We start from the raw sequence: 19,572 nt of genomic DNA on the forward strand, positions 1-19,572 counted from the left end.
CGGCCCAGGAGGGCGGCGGGGTCGCGTCGGCACGGGTCAGGCGGGGGCGCCGACCTCCGCGACGGCGGCTGCGTCGACGAGCCAGAGGGTGGCCTTGGTGCCGAGGGCGCCGGCTGCGGGGGTGACCTCGACGGGGGCGTCGGCGAGGGCGCTCGCCACTGCGGCGGCCTTCTCGGGGCCGGCGGCGACGACCCAGACCTCACGGGCCGCGCGGATCGCCTCGAAGGTCAGCGAGACGCGCAGCGGCGGGGGCTTGGGGGAGTCGTGCACGCCCGTGGTCGACACGCCGGTCACGCCGACGCCGGGGTGGCCCGGGAACAGCGACGCGACGTGGCCGTCGGGGCCCATGCCGAGCATGAGCACGTCGAACACCGGCACGGCCGCGCCCTCAGGGGCGAAGGACGCGAGGGTGGCGGCATAGGCCTCGGCCGCGACCTCGGGGGTCGGGGTGGAGTCGCTGAGCGCGGGAACGGCATGCACGTTCTCGGCGGGCAGGGCGTCGCCGAGGGCGCTGATCAGCGCGTCACGGGCCTGGGTCTCGTTGCGGTCCTCGTCGCCGTCCGCGAGGAAGCGCTCGTCGCCCCACCACAGGTGCACGCCGGTCCAGTCGACGGCGTCGCGCGCCGGGCTGGCGGCCACCGCCGCGAGGGTGGCGATGCCGACGGTGCCGCCGGTGAGCACGACGTGCACCGGGGAGTGGTCGGACTGCCGGTCGACGATCCGGGTGATCAGCCGGGCGGCGACCGCCTCGGCCAGCACGCGGGCGTCGGGGTGGACCAGCACGGCGCGCTGGTGCGGGGTCGTGGTGCTCATGCGCTCACTCTCGTCATGCCCTTGCGAAGGACCTCGCCGTACACCTCGTCGGCGTCCAGCCGCCGCAGCTCCTCGGCCAGGCACTCGCGCAGCTGGCGGATCGGCAGGGCGATCCGGTGCTCGGGCTGCTCGGGCTGGTGCAGGGCGGCGGTCTTGCCGTCGGGGCGGTCCAGGACGATCGCGCCCGAGCGACGCTCCAGGCGGACCTGAGTGATCGCCGGGGCGTCCGGCTGGCGCTCGATCTCGACCGGGCAGTGCAGGGAGTGCGCGAGCCAGGCGGCCATCAGGTCCACCGAGGGGTGCGTGCTCTCGCCGGAGACGACCGCGCGCTGCACCGGCTCGAAGGGCGGCTGGTCCAGCGTCGCAGCGATCAGCCCGCGCCACAGCGTCGTGCGGGTCCACGCGAGGTCGGTGTCGCCGTCGGTGTAGGTCTGCGACAGGGCGCGCAGCCGGCCGGTGGGGTCGTCGCACTCGGTGGAGTCGGTGATCCGGCGCCGGGCGAGTCGACCGATCGGGTGCTCGCTCGGGTTCTCCGGCATCGAGTACGGCCACCACGCGACGATCGGGGCGTCCGGCAGCATCAGCGGCAGCACCAGGGTGTCCAGGTGCGCGACCTGGTCCGCCGAGGGGCGCAGCACGATCACCTCGCTGGCGCCGGCGTCACCGCCGAGGCGGATCTGCGCGTCCAGGCGGCTGGTGGCGTCGGCGTGCTCCTCGGTCAGCACGACCACCCGGCAGGGGTGCTCGCGGCTGGCGTCGTTGGCCGCCTCGATCGCGGCCTCCGGGTCCTGCGCGCCGACGTCGATGATGAGCGTCAGCACGCGGCCCAGGGCCACCGCGCCGCCCTCGTCGCGCTCCTGCACCAGCCGCTTGTTGATGTCGCGGGTGGTGGTCGCGGGCATGTCGATGATCACGGTCGCCTCCAGGCGCGTCCGTCACGCGCCATCATCTCGTCGGCCGAGTCCGGCCCCCACGTGCCGGCCCGGTACTGGTCCGGCTTGCCCTTGGACGCCCAGTACTCGGTGATGGGGTCCAGGATCTTCCAGGACAGCTCCACCTCCTCGTGCCGGGGGAACAGCGGCGGGTCGCCGAGCAGCACGTCGAGGATCAGCCGCTCGTATGCCTCCGGGGAGGACTCGGTGAACGCGTGGCCGTAGCCGAAGTCCATCGTGACGTCCCGGACCTCCATGGCGGTGCCCGGCACCTTCGCGCCGAACCGCAGGGTGACGCCCTCGTCGGGCTGCACCCGGATCACCAGGGCGTTCTTGCCGAGCTCCTCGGTGGCGGTGGACTCGAAGGGCAGGTGCGGCGCCTTCTTGAACACGATCGCGATCTCGGTGACGCGCCGGCCCAGCCGCTTGCCGGTGCGCAGGTAGAACGGCACGCCGGCCCAGCGGCGGGTGTCGATGTCGACCCGGATCGCCGCGAAGGTCTCGGTGGTGGACTCCGGGTTGAACCCGGGCTCCTCGAGGTAGCCGAGCACCTGTTCGCCGCCCTGCCACCCGGAGGTGTACTGGCCGCGGGCGGTGTGCTTGCCGATGTCCTTCGGCACGCGCACGGCCGAGAGCACCTTGATCTTCTCGGCGGTCAGGTCGTGGGCGTCGAAGGTGACCGGCTCCTCCATCGCCGTGAGGGCGAGCAGCTGGAGCAGGTGGTTCTGGATGACGTCGCGGGCGGCGCCGATCCCGTCGTAGTACCCCGCGCGGCCGCCGATGCCGATGTCCTCGGCCATGGTGATCTGCACGTGGTCGACGTAGTTGGCGTTCCAGATCGGCTCGAACATCTGGTTGGCGAAGCGCAGCGCCAGCAGGTTCTGCACCGTCTCCTTGCCGAGGTAGTGGTCGATCCGGAACACGTCGTCCGGCCGGAACACCTCGGACACCACGGCGTTCAGCTCGCGCGCGGACTTCAGGTCGTGGCCGAACGGCTTCTCGATCACCACGCGACGCCAGGCGTCGGTGTCCGGCTGCGAGAGGCCCGAGCGGGCGAGCTGCTTGCAGACCACCGGGAACGCGCTCGGCGGCACCGACAGGTAGAACGCGTGGTTGCCGCCGGTGCCGCGGTTGACGTCGAGCTCCTCGACGGTCTCGCGCAGCCGGTCGAAGGCGTCGTCGTCGTCGAAGGATCCCTGGACGAACCGGATCCCCTCGGACAGCTGCCGCCAGGTCGACTCGCGGAACGGCGTGCGGGCGTGCTCCTTGACCGAGTCGTGCACGATCTGCGCGAAGTCCTGGTCCTCCCAGTCGCGCCGGGCGAAGCCGGTCAGCGCGAAGCCGGGGGGCAGCAGACCACGGTTGGTCAGGTCGTAGACGGCGGGCATGAGCTTCTTGCGCGCGAGGTCGCCGGTGACGCCGAAGATCACCAGGCCGGAGGGCCCCGCGATCCGCGGCAGGCGGCGGTCGCGGGGGTCGCGCAGCGGGTTGTGGTCCGCGCTGACCTTCGCCGGCCTCACGCGGTCACCCGGTCCAGGCCGGCGCGCACGGTGCCGAGCAGGTCGGTCCAGGACGTCTCGAACTTCTCGACGCCCTCGATCTCCAGCTGGTCGGTCACCTGGTCCAGGTCGATGCCGAGCGCGGCCAGCGCGTCGATCACGCCCTGGGACTCCGCGACGGTGCCGGTGACGGTGTCGCCCCGGAAGTCGCCGTGGTCGGCGACGGCCTGGAGGGTGCCCTCGGGCATGGTGTTCACCACGCCGGCGACCACGAGCTCGTCCACATAGCGGGTGTCCGGGTAGGCCTTGTCCTTGACGCCGGTGGAGGCCCACAGCGGGCGCTGCCGCTTCGCGCCGGCGGCGGCCAGGGTGGTCCAGCGCTCGGCGGCGACGACCTCCTGGTACACCCCGTAGGCGAGCCGGGCGTTGGCGATGGCGGCCTTCCCGCGCAGGGCGGCGGCCTCGTCGGTGCCGATCTCGTCCAGGCGCGGGTCGATCGCGGCGTCCACGCGGGACACGAAGAAGGATGCGACGGAGGCGATCGGGGCCAGGTCGATGCCGGCGGCACGCGCCTGCTCCAGGCCGGACTGGAACGCGTCCAGCACCGCGCGGTAGCGCTCGAGGGAGAAGATCAGCGTGACGTTGACGCTGATCCCGTCGGCGAGCACCTGCGTGATCGCGGGCAGGCCCTCCAGGGTCGCCGGGATCTTGATGAACACGTTCGGGCGGTCGACCGTGGCCCACAGCGCGCGCGCGGAGGCTACGGTGCCGGCGGTGTCGTGCGCGAGGCGCGGGTCGACCTCGATCGACACCCGCCCGTCCACGCCGTCGGTCGCGTCGAACACCGGGCGCAGCACGTCCGCGGCGGCGCGCACGTCGTCGGTGGTGATCGCGAAGACCGCGTCGTCCACGTCCGTGCCGGCCTGCGCCAGGGTCGTCAGCTGCTCGTCGTAGGCGTCGCCCTTCGCGAGGGCGCCGGCGAAGATGGTCGGGTTGGTGGTCACGCCGACCACCCGGCGGTGGTCCACGAGATCCTGCAGGTTCCCGGTGCGCAGCCGCTCGCGGGACAGGTCGTCGAGCCATACGGCGACCCCGGCCTCGCTCACCTGGTCGAGCGGCGTGGTGCTGCCTGTCATCGTGTCGTCACCTCACTCCCGCCCCGACGGTGCACGTCAGGACGTCGACGGACGGTGCCCGGTCGGGGGATCGGGCGCCGCTCACGCCCGGTGCCAAGCAGCCCCGAGCGCGTGTGTCGAGCCTAGTCCCGCCACCAGCAGGTGCGCCGTCCGAGACCCTGTCTCGCCCGTCACGTCGTCTGCGGGAATGCGCGCGGCGGGGTCCGACTGCGCCGAGTTGTCATCTCTTGTCGCTTCGAGGCCGCGTGAAGCGACAAGACGTGACAACTCGGCGAGGGGTGGGGGCGGGATGCGGGGTCGGTGCGGGGTGCGGGATGCGCGCGGCGGGACCGCGTGGGACGAGGGTCGGCAAGATCACAGGGGTGGGACCGAGGTCCTGGGCCCGGTCGGCCGACGTCGGCTAGCCACCAGGCCGTACGATGACGAGGAACGCCGCGGACGGCTCGACGCACCGCGGCCCGACGCCCGGCGGACCGATCTCGGACCGACCCGGGCCGAGACGGAGGACCGGATCGCGTGCGCACGATGAGCCCAGCCGCCCCGACAGGTGCGAGCGCAGCGAGCGCGCACCCGGGCGCCACGGCACAGCCCCGCACCGGGATCCGTGCCCGCGTCGCCGCCTACGTCGCGCTGACCAAGCCGCGGGTGATCGAGCTGCTGCTGGTCACCACGCTGCCGACGATGATCCTGGCCGAGGGCGGTTTCCCCTCGGTGTGGCTGGTGCTCGCCACGCTGGTCGGCGGTGCCGCCGCGGCCGGATCGGCCAACGTGCTCAACTGCTACCTGGACCGTGACATCGACCAGGTGATGAACCGCACGCGCCGCCGCCCGCTGGTGACCGGCGCGATCACCCCGCGCGCGGCGCTGGTGTTCGGCCTGCTGCTCGGGATCGGCTCGCTGACCTGGCTGGCGCTGCTGGTGAACGTGCCCTCGGCGCTGCTGACCGCCGGCGCGATCGTGATCTACGTCGTCGGCTACACCATGATCCTCAAGCGCCGCACCCCGCAGAACATCGTGTGGGGCGGGGCCGCCGGGTGCATGCCGGTGCTGATCGGCTGGTCCTCGGTGACCGGCGGGGTGTCCTGGGCGGCGCTGCTGCTGTTCGGGGTGATCTTCTTCTGGACGCCGCCGCACTACTGGCCGCTGTCGATGAAGTTCCGCAAGGACTACGCGAACGCCGGGGTGCCGATGCTGCCGGTGGTGGCCGCCGACGCGAAGGTCGCCCGCGAGATGATCGCCTACACGCTGGCGATGATCGCGTGCAGCCTGCTGCTGGTGCCGGTCGCCGGGATGACCTGGGTGTACGCCGTCGTCGCCACCGCCCTCGGGGTCTGGTTCCTCTGGTCGTGCATCGCCCTGTACCGTCGCGCGCAGGACCCGTCGCGCGGCAAGCTCAACGCGATGCAGGTCTTCCACGGGTCGATCACCTACCTGTCGCTGCTGTCGGTCGCGGTGGCGGTGGACGTGTTCCTCCCGCTGTAGGGGAGGAGGGCCGCGTGGCGGCGACGGTCGAGCGGGCCACGGCTGTGCCCGCGGTGCCCGCTGCCCCCGAGGCGCCGGAGGTCCCGGCTGCGCTGCGGCACGCCCTGGACGGCTACCTGGCCCACCTGACGGTCGAGCGCGGGCTGTCCGGCAACACGCTGGCCGCCTACCGGCGCGACCTCGGCCGCTACCTGGGCTTCCTCGCGACCACCGGCCGCGCGACCCCCGCCGAGGTGGTGGAGGCCGACGTCGAGGACTTCGTGACCGCGCTGCGCACCGGCTCGGACGGCGGGAGCGCGCTGTCCGCGTCCTCCACGGCGCGCGCGGTGGTGGCGGTGCGCGGCTGGCACCGGTTCTGCGTGCTGGAAGGGATCGCGTTGGACGACCCCGCCCGCGCGGTGCGCCCGCCGCAGCAGTCGCAGCGGCTGCCCAAGGCGATCTCCACCGACGAGGTCGAGCGGCTGCTGGAGGCGTCCTCGCTGGGCGACGGCGTGGTGCCGCTGCGCGACCGGGCGCTGCTGGAGCTGCTGTACTCCACCGGCGCGCGGATCTCCGAGGCGGTCGGCCTGGACGTGGACGACCTGGACCTGACCCGCGATCGTGCCGCCGTGCGGCTGATGGGCAAGGGCCGCAAGGAGCGCGTCGTGCCGGTGGGCTCCTACGCGGTGGACGCGCTGGAGGCGTACCTGGTGCGGGCTCGGCCGGCGCTGGCCTCGGCCGGTCGCGGGCTGGGCGCGGTGTTCCTCAACACCCGGGGCGCGCGCCTGTCCCGGCAGAGCGCCTGGGCCGTGCTGCGCACCGCCGCCGAGCGCGCCGGGCTGCCGGGTGCCGACCACGTGTCCCCGCACACGCTGCGGCACTCCTTCGCCACCCACCTGCTGGCCGGCGGGGCGGACGTCCGCGTGGTGCAGGAGCTGCTCGGCCACGCCTCGGTGACCACCACGCAGATCTACACCAAGGTCACCCCGGACACGCTGCGCGAGGTCTACGCCACCAGCCACCCCCGCGCGCTGCGCCCGCGCTGAGCCCGCGCGCCGGTCGTGCGGGGTGGCGCGCGGCTGCCACCGGTCCTGCTCCGGTAGGTTGTGCGGGTGGCACGCGAGGACATGACCGAGACAGCGCTCGACGCGGTGGGGCGTGCGCTCCCCGACTTCCCGGTCCCCGCGCCGCTGGCCGCCCACGGTCCCGCCCGCGTGATCGCGATGTGCAACCAGAAGGGTGGCGTCGGCAAGACGACCACCACGATCAACCTCGCCGCCGCGCTGGCCGAATACGGCCGCCGGGTGCTGATCGTCGACTTCGACCCGCAGGGCGCCGCCTCCGTCGGTCTCGGGGTCAACCCGCACGAGCTCGACCGCACCGTCTACGACCTGCTGGTCGACCGCAACGCGCAGATCCACGAGCTGATCCGGCCCACCGAGGTCGAGGGCCTGGACGTGCTGCCCGCGAACATCGACCTGTCCGCCGCCGAGGTGCAGCTGGTCAGCGAGGTCGCCCGCGAGTCGATCCTGTCCCGCGTGCTGCGCCCGGTGCTGGACGAGTACGACGTGGTGCTGATCGACTGCCAGCCCTCGCTCGGCCTGCTCACCGTGAACGCGCTGACCGCCGCGCACGGCGTGCTGATCCCGCTGGAGTGCGAGTTCTTCGCGCTGCGCGGCGTCGCGCTGCTGGTCGAGACGATCGAGAAGGTCCGCGACCGGCTCAACCCGCGCCTGGAGGTCGACGGCATCCTGGCGACCATGTACGACCCGCGCACCCTGCACGCCCGCGAGGTCGTGGCCCGGGTGTACGAGGCCTTCGGCGACAACCTGCTCCAGACCGTGATCGGCCGCACCGTGAAGTTCCCGGACGCGTCGGTCGCCGCCGAGCCGATCACCACCTACGCCCCGACGCACGCCGGTGCCCACGCGTACCGGCAGCTCGCCCGTGAGCTCGTCGCCCGTGGCGACGCCGCCTGAGCCTGCCGCGCCGGGGACCGTCGCGGACGACACCGCGGCGCCCGTCGGGTCCAGCGCCTTCGAGGTGCACCTGGAGAACTTCTCCGGGCCGTTCGACCTGCTGCTGGGGCTGATCTCCAAGCACAAGCTCGACATCACCGAGGTCTCGCTGGCGGCGGTGACCGACGAGTTCATCGGCTACATCCGCACCGCCGAGCGGGCCGCCGCCGACGGCGGGCGCACCTGGGACCTCGGGCAGGCCAGCGAGTTCCTGCTGGTGGCCGCGACCCTGCTCGACCTCAAGGCCGCGCGCCTGCTGCCCGCCGGCGACGTCGAGGACGCCGAGGACCTGGAGCTGCTGGAGGCCCGCGACCTGCTGTTCGCCCGGCTGCTCCAGTACCGCGCGTACAAGGTGGTCGCCGCCGACATCGGCAGCCGGCTCGCCGACCAGGCCACCCGGCACCCGCGCACCGTGCAGCTCGAGCCGCACCTCGCCGCGATGCTGCCCGAGCTGGTCTGGCAGATCGGGCCGGAGGAGCTGGCGCAGCTCGCCGCCAAGGCGCTCGCACCGCCGCCCCCGCCGCCCGGCGTGGACATCAGCCACCTGCACGCTCCGGCCGTCAGCGTGCGGGAGCAGGCCGCCGTGATCGCCGACCGGCTGCGGCACGGGGGAGCGACCACGTTCCGCGCGCTGACCGCCGACGCCGGGTCGACCCTGGTGGTCGTCTCGCGGTTCCTCGCGCTGCTGGAGCTGTTCCGCGAGGGCGCGGTCGGCTTCGACCAGGTGACGCCGCTCGGCGAGCTGACCGTGCGGTGGACCGGCGCGGAGGACGGGGACGTCGAGGTGCGGACGGACTACGACGACGGGGACGGCGCGGAGGTCGGCGGCGTGCCGGGCGCGGACGGGCCGGATGCGGGCGGGCCGGGCGCGGACGAGTCCGGAGATGGCGACGAGCAGAGCGTGCGGGACGAGGAGGCGGTCCGATGACCGAGCAGCAGGACGCACCGATCGACGACGCCACCCCGGTGGAGCCCGACGAGCTCGCCTTCGACGTCGAGGACCTGCCCGGCGGCGCGCTGTCCGCGCTGGAGGCGGTGCTCATGGTCGTCGACGAGCCGGTGCCCGCGGTCCGGCTCGCGGCGGTGCTCGGCCTGCCCACCGATCGGGTCGCGGACCTGCTGGCCACGCTGGCCGCCGAGTACCGCGGCGAGCACGGCGGACGCCCCCGCGGCTTCGAGCTGCGCGAGGTCGGCGGCGGGTGGCGGATCTACTCGGCGCCGATCTACCACGAGGTCGCCGGACGGTTCGTGATCGACGGGCAGACCGCGCGCCTGACCCAGGCCGCGTTGGAGACCCTGGCCGTGATCGCGTATCGTCAGCCGGTCACGCGCGGACAGGTCTCTGGGGTCCGCGGCGTGAACGTGGACGGGGTGGTGCGGACGCTGACCGCCCGAGGGCTGGTCGCGGAGACCGGCACCGACCCGACCACAGGTGCGGTCCTCTACCGCACCACGGGATACTTCATGGAGCGGATGGGGCTGTCCAGTCTGGACGAGCTGCCCCCGCTCGCCCCGTACCTGCCCGACATCGACGCGTTCGAGGGGCTGGACGGCGCAGCCGGTACGACAGGAGAAGAGCGATGACCTCAGCAGGACGCGGCCAGGGCGGCGCGGCCCGCCGCAGCGGACCCACCAACGGGCGCAGCGGCGGCGGTGCCGGTGGTGTCGGACGATCCGGGGGGTCGGGCGGCTACGGCGGCTCGCGCGACGGTGGCCCGCGCGGGGGGTCGTCCTCCGGCGGGTACGGCGGCGGGTCCCGTGGGGGTTCGTCCTCCGGTGGCGGCTACGGCGGTTCCCGTGGGGGCTCGTCCTCGGGCGGCTACGGGCAGCGTGACGGTGGCGGTCGTGACGGCGGCTACGGCGGTTCGCGTGACGGTGGTTCGCGCGGCGGGTCTTCGTCCGGTGGTGGCTACGGCGGTTCGCGCGGGGGTTCGTCCTCCGGCGGGTACGGCGGCGGCTCCCGCGGGGGCTCGTCCTCCGGCGGCGGCTACGGCGGCTCGCGGGGCGGGTCGTCGTCGGGCGGCTACGGGCAGCGTGACGGCGGCGGTCGTGACGGCGGCTACGGCGGCGGTCGCGACGGTGGCTACAGCGGCGGCTCCCGTGGGGGTTCGTCCTCCGGCGGCGGCTACGGCCAGCGTGGCGGCTCCGGTGCGTCCGGCGCTCGCGGGCGCGACGAGCGTGGTGGCTTCGGCGGCGCGCGCGGCGACGAGCGCGGCGGGTACCGCGGTGCCGGCGCAGGCGGTCGTGACGACGCGCGCGGCGGCGGTCGCGGTCCGGCCGCGGGTCCGCGCGGTGCCGGTGGCGCCTCGCGCGGTGCAGGCACCGGTGCTGGTGCCCGCGGCGGTGCCGGCTCCCGTGGCGGCGCCTCCGGCGGTGCGCGCTCCGGCCGCCCGTCCTCCCCGGGCATCGGTCGTCCGGGCTCCGCGTGGCCGTCGCGCCCGCGGGTGACCCCGGATCGTCGTCCGCGCAGCACCGAGCCCGAGGTCGACGTGCACGACCCCGAGGGCGTGCGGCTGCAGAAGGTGCTCGCGCAGGCCGGTCTCGGCTCGCGGCGCGCCTGCGAGGAGCTGATCACCTCCGGTCGCGTGACCGTGGACGGGTCGATCGTGACCGAGCTCGGCGTGCGGGTGGACCCGCGCAAGGCCGCGATCCACGTGGACGGCCTGCGCCTCCAGCTCGACGAGTCCGTCATCACGATCGCCCTGAACAAGCCGCTCGGCGTGGTCTCGACCATGCACGACCCGGAGGGCCGGCCGTCGCTGGCCGAGTTCATCGGCAACCGTGAGGAGCGGCTGTTCCACGTCGGTCGGCTCGACGCGGACTCCGAGGGCCTGATCCTGCTGACCAACGACGGCGATCTGGCCAACCGGCTGTCGCACCCCTCGCACGGTGTTGCCAAGACCTACCTGGTGACCGTCGAGGGCCGCGTGCCCGGGTCGCTGGGCGCGCGCCTGAAGAAGGGCGTCGAGCTGGAGGACGGCCCGGTGCAGGTGGTCGACTTCCGGATCATCCACGCGCTGCCGCACGCCAGCATGGTCGAGGTCGTGCTGCACGAGGGCCGCAACCGGATCGTGCGTCGCCTGATGGAGGAGGTCGGGCACCCGGTCACCCGCCTGGTGCGGACCCAGATGGGCTCGATCAAGCTCGGCGACCTGCGCCCGGGGCGCACCCGCGTGCTCGGCAAGGCGGAGCTCGGCTCGCTGATGACGCAGGTGGGCATGTGAACGTGGCCGCGACGGTCGGTCCGGTCCGGGTGGTCGGCACCGGCCTGCTCGGGGCGTCGGTCGGCCTCGCGCTGACCACGCGTGGCGTCGACGTCACCCTGAGCGACCCGTCGCGGACCGCCCTCGCGCTGGCGAGGGACGTCGGCGCCGGCCGTCCGGCCGCCCCGGACGACGCGGAGCCCGCGCTGGTCGTGGTGGCCGCGCCGCCTGACGTGACCGCGGACGTGGTGCGCGCCGAGCTGGTCGCGCACCCCGGCGCCGTCGTCACCGACGTGGCGAGCGTCAAGGGCTACGTGCTGCGCGAGCTGCGCGATGCCGGCGCGGACCTGTCGCGCTACGTCGGCTCGCACCCGATGGCCGGGCGGGAGCGCTCCGGACCGGCGGCGGCGGTGCCGGACCTGTTCGTCGGTCGCCCGTGGGTGATCGTGGACTCGGGGGAGTCGACCCCGGCCGCGCTGCTCGCGGTGCGCTCGCTCGCCACCGATCTGGGCGGTGTGCCGACCACGCTGGACGCCGACGAGCACGACGCCGCGGTGGCGCTGGTCTCGCACGTGCCGCAGGTGATGTCCAGCCTGATCGCCTCGCGGCTGCGCGGGGCGGCGCCGGACGCGCTCGGCCTGGCCGGGCAGGGTCTGCGCGACGTCACCCGGATCGCCGCCAGCGACCCTGCGCTGTGGACGTCGATCCTGGCGGCCAACGCCGCCGCCGTGCGCGACGTGCTGCTGGCGCTGCGGGACGACCTGGACGTCACCCTCGGCGCCCTGGGCAGCGCGGCGGAGGCCAGCGGCCCGGAGGACGTCGCGCTCGGTGCGCTGGCCCGGATCGCGCAGACGATCGCGGACGGCAACACCGGCGTCGGGCTGGTGCCCGGCAAGCACGGCGGCGCCCCGCGCACCTACGCGGTGGTCACGGCGCTGGTGCCGGACCGTCCCGGCGAGCTGGCCCGGCTGCTGACCGACGTCGGCAACGCCGGGGTGAACCTGGAAGAGCTACAGCTCGAGCACGCGGCGGGACGTCCCGTCGGCATGGCGTCGGTCTCCGTCGACCCCGCCCGCTCGGCGCACCTGGAGGCGGAGCTGACGGCCCGCGGATGGAGGTTGGTCCGATGAGCGCGGCGCGGACGGTGGTCGTGGCGATCGACGGGCCCTCGGGCTCCGGCAAGTCGAGCGTCTCCCGGCAGGTCGCCCGGCGGCTCGGCCTGGCCTACCTGGACACCGGGGCGATGTACCGCGCGGCGACCTGGTGGGCGCTGCACCGCGGCGTGCCGCTGACCGACACCGAGGCCGTGGCCACCCTGGTCCGCGAGATGCCGCTGGTGATGGGCGTCGACCCGGCCGCGCCGAGCGTGACCGTGGACGGCACCGACGTCGGCGAGGCGATCCGCGAGACCGCGATCTCCTCGGCGGTCAGCGCCGTGGCCACCAACCTGGAGGTCCGGGCGGAGCTGGGCCGGCGGCAGCGCGCCGAGATCGCCGCGCAGGCGGTCGGCTCGTCGTTCTCCGGCGGGCGGGGGATCGTCGCCGAGGGACGCGACATCACCACCGTGATCGCCCCGGACGCCGACGTGCGCCTGCTGCTCACCGCCTCCGAGGAGGCCCGGCTGGCCCGGCGCGCCCGCGAGGTGCACGGCACGGACGACGCCGCCGCGGTGGCCGCCACCCGTGACCAGGTGGTGCGCCGCGACGCCGACGACTCGACGGTGGTGCAGTTCATGGTCGCCGCCGACGGCGTGGTGACCGTGGACTCCTCCGACCTGGACTTCGAGCAGACCGTGCAGGCCGTGCTGGACGTGGTCGCGCGCACCGCCGGCGTCACGGCGTGAGCGCGGGGTCCCGCCCCGGTCCGTACGAGCCCAGCCCGGCCGGCCCGGCGTGGGCGCGCTGGGTCGGCTGGTTCCTCGCGCACGGCGTCTGGTCGACCCGCGTGGTCGGGCGCGAGCGGGTGCCGGTCGACGGCCCGGTGATCTTCGCGGCCAACCACACCAGCGTCGTGGACGGCCCGATCCTGATCGGCGTCGCGCCGCGGCCCACGCACGTGCTGGTCAAGGAGGAGATGTTCTCCGGGCCGGTGGGGCTGATCCTGCGGGGCGCCGCCCAGATCCCGGTGGACCGCTCCGGCGGTCGTGCTGCGCTGGTGTCGGCGCTGTCCGTGCTCCAGCGTGGGGGAGCGATCGGCATGTTCCCCGAGGGCAGCCGGGGGCGCGGCGACGTCGCCGGTGCCCGCGCGGGTGTCGCCTGGCTCGCCGTGAACGGGGACGCCCCGGTGGTGCCGGTGGCCGTGCTCGGCACCCGTCGCACCGGTGAGTCCGTCGGCCACGTGCCGGGATTCCGTCGGCGCGCGGTGGTGGAGTTCGGCGAGCCGGTGCGGGTCGATCGTCCGGAGGGCGTGTCCCGCCGGGAGGCGACCGCGCAGGCGGCGGAGCAGATCCGCGAGGCGATGTCCGCACTGGTGACCGACGCCTCCGCCCGGCACGGGATCCCGCTGCCCTGAGCCCTGCTCCGCGCGGCCCGCGCGTGCGCGGCGCCGCACGTGCGCCGAGATTGCACGGATGCAGGCTTCAGCGGCCACGAAGGGTGCTTTCGTGCACTCTCGGTGCGACCCGAGCGACAACCGGGCCCACGTCGCGGGCAGGGGGCCGCGTCTGGGACCATGGTGACCATGCGTAACGACCCGGCCGAGCCGACGACCACCGATCCCGCCGAGTCGGAGACCCCCTTCGAGGACGGGACGGACGAGGCGCTGGAGATCAGCCCCGACGCCGAGGCCAACCTGCACGCCCCCGAGACCGAGGAGGAGGCCGCCCGCGAGCGTGCCCTCCGCGTCGGCCTCGAGGAGTACGACCTGGACGACGAGGACGTCGCGCTGCTCGACGGCGAGGGCGGTGACCTCGACGAGGACGGCAACGACCGCGTCCTGCCGGTGCTGGCCGTGGTCGGGCGCCCGAACGTCGGCAAGTCGACGCTGGTCAACCGGATCCTCGGCCGCCGCGAGGCCGTCGTGGAGGACCGCCCGGGCGTGACCCGTGACCGCGTGTCCTACCCCGCGGAGTGGGCCGGTCGCCGCTTCACCCTGGTCGACACCGGTGGCTGGGAGGTCGACGTCGCCGGGATCGAGGCGCGCGTCGCCGAGCAGGCCGAGGTCGCGATCGCGCTGGCCGACGCCGTGGTCTTCGTCGTGGACGCCACCGTCGGCCCGACCGCCACCGACGAGCGCGTGGTCCGCCTGCTGCGCCGTGCCGGCAAGCCGGTGGTGCTCTGCGCCAACAAGGTCGACGGCCCGCGCCTGGAGGCCGACGCCTCCGAGCTGTGGAGCCTGGGCCTCGGCGAGCCGCACCCGGTCTCCGCCCTGCACGGCCGTGGCACCGGCGACCTGCTGGACGCCGCGATGGCCGCGCTGCCCACCGAGTCCGCGCACGGCGTCGCCCGCCCCGGCGGCCCGCGCCGCGTCGCGCTGGTCGGCCGCCCGAACGTCGGCAAGTCCTCGCTGCTCAACAAGGTGCTGGGCGAGAACCGCGTGGTGGTGGACGACGTCGCCGGCACCACCCGTGACCCGGTGGACGAGCTGGTCGAGCTCAAGGGCGTGCCGTACTGGTTCGTCGACACCGCCGGCATCCGCCGCCGCGTGCACCAGACCTCCGGCGCCGACTTCTACGCCTCGCTGCGCACCGCCGCCGCGATCGAGAAGGCCGAGGTCGCCGTCGTGCTGCTCGACGCCTCCGTGCCGATCACCGAGCAGGACATCCGCGTGGTGCAGCAGGTGATCGACTCCGGGCGCGCCCTGGTCATCGCCTACAACAAGTGGGATCTGATGGACGAGGACCGTCGGCCGTACCTGGAGCGGGAGATCGAGCGCGAGCTCGTGCAGATCCCGTGGGCGCCGCGGGTGAACATCTCGGCGCGCACCGGCTGGCACACCGACCGCCTGGTGCCCGCGCTGACCACCTCGCTCGAGTCCTGGGACACCCGCGTGCCGACCGGGCGCCTGAACGCGTTCCTCGGCGAGCTGGTGGCCGCGCACCCGCACCCGCTGCGCGGCGGCAAGCAGCCCCGCGTGCTGTTCGCCACGCAGGCGTCCACCCGCCCGCCGCGGTTCGTGATCTTCGCCTCCGGCTTCCTCGAGGCGGGCTACCGCCGGTACATCGAGCGTCGTCTGCGCGAGACCTTCGGCTTCGAGGGATCGCCGATCTCGATCTCGGTGCGCGTGCGGGAGAAGCGCAAGCGGTGACCGACCGGGGCGGGCCGGAGGACGGCGGGTCGCGCGACGACGGACGGCTGGTCCGGCGCTCGCCCGTGCTCGTCCTCGGGCTGCCCCGCGATCCGCTCGGCCCGCGGCACGTCGCCGGGTTCCTCGCGGTCACGGTGCTGACCGTGCTGGTCACCCGGGGGCTGCTCGCGCTGTCCGGCTACCCGCAGCTCGGCGGCGGCGGCGGCCTGCACATCGCCCACGTGCTGTGGGGCGGGCTGCTGATGGCCGTGGCGGTGCTCGGCGCGCTGTCCTGGGCGGGGCCGGTGGTGCGTCCGCTCGCCGCGCTGGTCGGCGGGATCGGCTTCGGCCTGTTCATCGACGAGATCGGCAAGTTCGTCACCAGCGACAACGACTACTTCTACGAGCCGACCGCCTCGCTGATCTACGTCGTGGTCGTGCTGCTGGTGCTGGCCGGCGAGGTGATCCACGGACGTCGCGCCCGCGACCCGCACGAGACCCTGGCCGCCGCCGCGGACCTGGCGGTCGCCGGGGTGGCCGGTGGCTTCTCCGTGCGTGCACGGCGGCAGGCCCGGGCCCTGGTCGACGAGGCGGGGGACGTGCGCGGCGCCGCCGAGGTGCGGGCGCTGCTCGACGTGGTGGAGGACGACGCCCGCGAGCTGCCCGACCCGATCAGCGGGATCACCGGCCTCGTGGTGCGCGTGTCGCGTCGGGTGGTGCGGGTGCGCTGGGCGCCGCGGGTGACCGTGATCGTGCTCGGCGTCGCCACGCTGTACACCGTCGTGCGCGGGCTCGTGCTCTGGTTCGGCGGGGCGTCGCTGCCCTGGTGGGCGGTCGCCGGGATGCTCGTGTCGGCGGCCGGGTCGCTGGCGTGCTCGGTGGTCGGCCTGCGGGCGGTGGGGCGGGACCGGGCGCGCGGGTACGAGTGGTTCCGGCGGGCCGTGCTGGTGAACCTGCTGCTGACGCAGATCTTCCTGTTCCGGGTGGACCAGTGGAGCGCGGTGAGCGGGCTGGTGGTGGACCTGGTGCTGCTCGGCCTGGTCGCCGCGGAGCTCGACGTGCTGCGCGGGCACGGCCCGGAGGACGCCGAGGCCGACACCAGCCCTGCCGGGGCGGTCGAGCCCGCGCGCTGAGCCCGCGCGCGCGACGCGTGCGCCGAGACTGCACGACATGCCGCGTGGTCCGCGATCGAGACGGCGTGTCGTGCAGTCTCGGTGAGCAGTGGTGTCCGCGTGGTGGACGCATGACGCATGGATGGGTACGACTGAGATACATGTAGACACCATGAGTTCCGTCGCACCGCCGCCTGCCGCCGAGATCGCCTACCAGCACGTCAAGGACGCGCTGCTCACCGGGCGGCTGCCCGGCGGTGAGATGGTCAGCGAGGGTGACGTCGCCACCGAGCTCGCGATGAGCCGCACGCCGGTGCGCGAGGCGTTCCTGCGGCTCTCCACCGAGGGCTGGCTGCGGCTGTTCCCCAAGCGCGGCGCACTGGTGGTGCCGGTGGCGGCGGGGGAGGCCGAAGCGCTGCTCGACGCCCGGCTGCTGCTCGAGTCGCACGCCGTGGAGACGGTGGTCGCGGGACCGCCGGCCGGGCGCGTCGCGCTCGTGGAGGATCTGCGCGGGCACGTGGTCGCGCAGCGTGCGGCGATCGACGCCGCGGACATCACCGGGTACGCCGAGCACGACGCGGCCTTCCACCAGGCGATCGTGGCCGCCGGGGGCAACCCGCTGCTCACCGGGTTCCTGGTGACGCTGCGCGAGCGGCAGCGCCGGATGATCGCGCTGTCCGTCGGTGCGGCGGGGGAGCGCGCGCCGGAGTTCGTCGACGGGCACGACGCGCTGGTCGCCGCGATCGAGGCCGGGGACGCCCCCGCGTTCCGCGCGCTGCTCGCCGCGCACCTGCACACCGCCCACCTCGGCGGGCCGACCGCTGGACGCGCTGCGGAGCCAGCCGTCGGCGCGACCGGGTCCGGCAGACCCGCGACCGGCGCCGCCTCGACCGGATCGGAGCGCTGAGCGTGGCGACCGACACCGCCGACCTGTCCGCTGCCGACCTCGCCACCGACGCGCCCGCGGCGGGCGACACCTCGGGGATCGACCCGAAGGCGTGGCTGCGCGTCGGCGCGCTGATGTTCGCCGTCGCCTGGGGCGGCAACGAGTTCACGCCGCTGCTGGTGATGTACCGCGAGGTCAGCCACCTGTCCGCCCTGACCGTGAATGTGCTGCTGGGCGCCTACGTGCTCGGGATCGTGCCCGCGCTGCTGGTCGGCGGCCCGCTGTCCGACCGCTACGGCCGTCGCCCGCTGCTGCTGCCCGCCGCCCCGCTCGGGATCGTCGGTTCGCTGATCCTCGCGTTCGGCCCCGCCTCGGTGCCCGCGCTGGCCGTCGGACGGGTGCTGTCCGGGCTCGCCCTCGGCCTGGTGATGGCCGTCGGCACCACCTGGATCGCCGAGCTGTGCGCCGCCACCGGCTCCGGTGCCGCGGGTCCGCGCCGGGCGTCGCTCTCGCTCACCCTCGGGTTCCTGCTCGGCGCCGGGATCGCCGGGGTGCTCGCCCAGTGGGGCCCGTGGCGCACCGGCACCCCGTACCTGCTGCACGTCGTCGTGACCGCTGTCGCCGGGGTGATCGTGCTGTCCGTGCCCGAGACGCACCTCGCACCCGCCGCCGCCGACCGGGGACGCCTGCGCGACGACCTGCGGGTGCCCGCCGTCGCGCACCGTCGCTTCCTGCGGGTGGTCGTCCCGCTCGCGCCGTGGGTGTTCGGCGCCGTCGGCTCCGCCTACGCCGTGCTGCCCGGCCTGATGCGCTCGCACTCCGGCGGCGTGCCGATCGCGTTCTCCGCCCTGCTCACCGTGATCACCCTGGCCTGCGGCTTCGGCATCCAGACCCTCGGCCGGCTGATCGACACCCACCGCTCCGCCCGGGCCTCCGTCGTGGCGCTGGTGATCGTGCTGATCGGCATGGTGCTCGCCTCGTGGGCCGCCGCCACGCTGTCGCTGCCCGTCGTCGTGCTGGCCGCCGCCGTGCTCGGCTGCGGGTACGGGCTGGCGCTGGTCGCCGGGCTGTCCGAGGTGCAGCGGATCGCCACTCCCGCCGACCTCGCCGGCCTGACAGCGGTGTACTACTCGGTGGCGTACCTCGGGTTCTTCGTGCCGGCGATCCTCGCCTGGCTGTCGACCCGGTGGACCTACCCGGCGATGTTCATCGGCGGGGTGGGCGTCGCGGCGCTGTGCCTGGTGGTCGTCGCGTGCGCCTGGCGCGCCCACCTGCCCACGGGGGACGGAGGAGCCGTCCGGGTACGGTAGAGTTATCGAGGCTCCTGCGGGGGCCATCGGGCTGTGGCGCAGCTTGGTAGCGCACTTGACTGGGGGTCAAGGGGTCGCAGGTTCAAATCCTGTCAGCCCGACGGGAAAGCCCCGATGAGGATCACTTCTCATCGGGGCTTCGTCGTTCCCGGCGCCGGTCGCCGGGCGGGGAATCGGCTGCTCTCGGCCGATCACACCCCGCTCCGCGCGCCCTGCCCCGCCGCCGGATCACCCCCGCACCGCCCACCGCGCCAGCGCCCCCACCAGCGCCCGATGCCCCGCCGAGTCGTACGACCGCGCGTCGTGCCCCAGCGCGTCCACCGCGACCCGGCTCGCCCCGTGCTCGCGCACCCACGCGGAGGCGACCTGCCGGCCGTCGTGCTCGTGCCAGGCGACGACGTGGCGGTCGCCGACGGGTTGCAGCCGCTGGTAGAGCTCGTCGTGCACGTCGAAGCCGGCGATCTCGGTGCCGTCGGGGAGGGTGCCGCCGTGCACGTGCACGGTGGCCTGCGGCGGGTGCCAGGAGATGCCGGGCAGCCACAGTGCGCCGATCGCGGGGGCCCAGGACGGGTGGTCGCGCAGCGAGGCGAGGGCGGCGTGCACGGCGAGCACGCCGATGCCGCGGTCGAGCGCGTGGGCCAGCCCGGCCACGGACGACGCGGGCGGGTCCTCCGGCACAGAGACGGCATCGTCCTCCGCGCGCCAGGGGTCGCCGGCGGCGACCACGAGCAGGTCCACCCCGTCGAGGCGGGTGAGCGCGCCGTCGACGTGGTCGTCGACCGCGACGTCGAAGCCCTCGGTGCGCAGCAGGTCAGCCAGGATCGCGCCGGTCTCGGCGAACGGGTGCCAGGGGTCGGCGTACCTGCCGGAGCCGGTGATCACCTGCGCGCGCATCGGGCATGCCTCCTGGTCCGGGACGTCGTGGGGGACATAGGGTCGATTGTCCGATCTCCCGAGATCGACCGCGCAACGAGGCCG

General features: G+C 74.5%; 18 protein-coding genes and 1 tRNA gene. 14 read left to right on the forward strand and 5 right to left on the reverse strand.

The features are described 5' to 3' along the window. Positions 1 to 36 precede the first annotated feature (36 nt). From pgl to tal, 4 genes are read right to left on the reverse strand one after another with little or no spacing between them, the layout of a single operon-like run. Entirely contained in the window at positions 37 to 813 is a 777-nt protein-coding gene (gene pgl, locus ACZ5HG_RS09175) for a 6-phosphogluconolactonase (protein ID WP_464181977.1), read from the reverse strand. Continuing rightward, entirely contained in the window at positions 810 to 1,727 is a 918-nt protein-coding gene (locus ACZ5HG_RS09180) for a glucose-6-phosphate dehydrogenase assembly protein OpcA (protein ID WP_464181978.1), read from the reverse strand. The genes pgl and ACZ5HG_RS09180 overlap by 4 nt, the downstream gene beginning before the upstream one ends. Then, positions 1,724 to 3,265: a glucose-6-phosphate dehydrogenase gene (gene zwf, locus ACZ5HG_RS09185; RefSeq protein ID WP_464181980.1), complete on the reverse strand. Its 1,542-nt coding sequence runs from the start codon at positions 3,263 to 3,265 to the stop codon at positions 1,724 to 1,726. The genes ACZ5HG_RS09180 and zwf overlap by 4 nt, the downstream gene beginning before the upstream one ends. Further along, entirely contained in the window at positions 3,262 to 4,380 is a 1,119-nt protein-coding gene (tal, locus tag ACZ5HG_RS09190) for a transaldolase (RefSeq protein ID WP_464181982.1), read from the reverse strand. Before tal ends, zwf begins: the two co-directional genes overlap by 4 nt. Before the next feature lie 525 nt (positions 4,381 to 4,905). On the opposite strand from tal, the gene ACZ5HG_RS09195 reads away from it, so the two are divergent. The 14 genes from ACZ5HG_RS09195 to ACZ5HG_RS09260 all read left to right on the forward strand — a co-directional run bounded on the left by ACZ5HG_RS09195 (position 4,906) and on the right by ACZ5HG_RS09260 (position 18,695). Continuing rightward, positions 4,906 to 5,862 carry a heme o synthase gene (locus ACZ5HG_RS09195; protein ID WP_464181983.1) on the forward strand — a complete coding sequence of 319 codons (957 nt, stop codon included), beginning with the start codon at positions 4,906 to 4,908 and terminating at the stop codon, positions 5,860 to 5,862. Positions 5,863 to 5,906: 44 nt separating this feature from the next. Then, complete coding sequence (xerD, locus tag ACZ5HG_RS09200) at positions 5,907 to 6,887, forward strand: site-specific tyrosine recombinase XerD (protein ID WP_464182132.1); 981 nt, start codon at positions 5,907 to 5,909, stop codon at positions 6,885 to 6,887. Positions 6,888 to 6,968: 81 nt separating this feature from the next. Continuing rightward, complete coding sequence (locus ACZ5HG_RS09205) at positions 6,969 to 7,820, forward strand: ParA family protein (RefSeq protein WP_464182133.1); 852 nt, start codon at positions 6,969 to 6,971, stop codon at positions 7,818 to 7,820. Continuing rightward, positions 7,804 to 8,787: a segregation and condensation protein A gene (locus tag ACZ5HG_RS09210; RefSeq protein WP_464181985.1), complete on the forward strand. Its 984-nt coding sequence runs from the start codon at positions 7,804 to 7,806 to the stop codon at positions 8,785 to 8,787. The genes ACZ5HG_RS09205 and ACZ5HG_RS09210 overlap by 17 nt, the downstream gene beginning before the upstream one ends. Continuing rightward, positions 8,784 to 9,443 (forward strand): SMC-Scp complex subunit ScpB, encoded by a 660-nt coding sequence (scpB, locus tag ACZ5HG_RS09215; RefSeq protein WP_464181986.1) that lies wholly within the window; start codon positions 8,784 to 8,786, stop codon positions 9,441 to 9,443. Before ACZ5HG_RS09210 ends, scpB begins: the two co-directional genes overlap by 4 nt. Beyond that, a complete protein-coding gene (locus ACZ5HG_RS09220; RefSeq protein ID WP_464181987.1) occupies positions 9,440 to 11,083 on the forward strand; it encodes a pseudouridine synthase in 1,644 nt (547 codons plus the stop codon). The genes scpB and ACZ5HG_RS09220 overlap by 4 nt, the downstream gene beginning before the upstream one ends. Further along, on the forward strand, positions 11,080 to 12,192 hold the full coding sequence (locus ACZ5HG_RS09225; RefSeq protein WP_464181988.1) for a prephenate dehydrogenase: 1,113 nt from the start codon (positions 11,080 to 11,082) through the stop codon (positions 12,190 to 12,192). The genes ACZ5HG_RS09220 and ACZ5HG_RS09225 overlap by 4 nt, the downstream gene beginning before the upstream one ends. Then, positions 12,189 to 12,905: a (d)CMP kinase gene (cmk, locus tag ACZ5HG_RS09230; RefSeq protein WP_464181989.1), complete on the forward strand. Its 717-nt coding sequence runs from the start codon at positions 12,189 to 12,191 to the stop codon at positions 12,903 to 12,905. Before ACZ5HG_RS09225 ends, cmk begins: the two co-directional genes overlap by 4 nt. After that, positions 12,902 to 13,573: a lysophospholipid acyltransferase family protein gene (locus tag ACZ5HG_RS09235; protein WP_464181990.1), complete on the forward strand. Its 672-nt coding sequence runs from the start codon at positions 12,902 to 12,904 to the stop codon at positions 13,571 to 13,573. The genes cmk and ACZ5HG_RS09235 overlap by 4 nt, the downstream gene beginning before the upstream one ends. A gap of 168 nt (positions 13,574 to 13,741) precedes the next feature. Continuing rightward, the gene (gene der, locus ACZ5HG_RS09240) at positions 13,742 to 15,307 is read left to right on the forward strand and encodes a ribosome biogenesis GTPase Der (protein WP_464181991.1); all 1,566 of its coding nucleotides are present in this window, start codon (positions 13,742 to 13,744) and stop codon (positions 15,305 to 15,307) included. Next, a complete protein-coding gene (locus tag ACZ5HG_RS09245) occupies positions 15,304 to 16,419 on the forward strand; it encodes a hypothetical protein (protein WP_464181992.1) in 1,116 nt (371 codons plus the stop codon). Before der ends, ACZ5HG_RS09245 begins: the two co-directional genes overlap by 4 nt. 151 nt (positions 16,420 to 16,570) lie before the next feature. Next, on the forward strand, positions 16,571 to 17,305 hold the full coding sequence (locus ACZ5HG_RS09250; protein WP_464181993.1) for a GntR family transcriptional regulator: 735 nt from the start codon (positions 16,571 to 16,573) through the stop codon (positions 17,303 to 17,305). A 2-nt stretch (positions 17,306 to 17,307) separates the two neighbouring features. Continuing rightward, positions 17,308 to 18,594, forward strand: coding sequence for an MFS transporter (locus ACZ5HG_RS09255; protein ID WP_464181994.1), 1,287 nt, complete (start codon positions 17,308 to 17,310; stop codon positions 18,592 to 18,594). A 27-nt stretch (positions 18,595 to 18,621) separates the two neighbouring features. Next, a tRNA-Pro gene (locus tag ACZ5HG_RS09260) sits at positions 18,622 to 18,695 on the forward strand. Positions 18,696 to 18,822: 127 nt separating this feature from the next. Here ACZ5HG_RS09260 and ACZ5HG_RS09265 read toward each other — a convergent pair. Further along, a complete protein-coding gene (locus tag ACZ5HG_RS09265; RefSeq protein WP_464181995.1) occupies positions 18,823 to 19,488 on the reverse strand; it encodes a ThuA domain-containing protein in 666 nt (221 codons plus the stop codon). Between the last annotated feature and the right edge of the window lie 84 nt (positions 19,489 to 19,572).

The sequence above is a fragment of the Cellulomonas sp. GTC20042 genome, assembly GCF_055389595.1.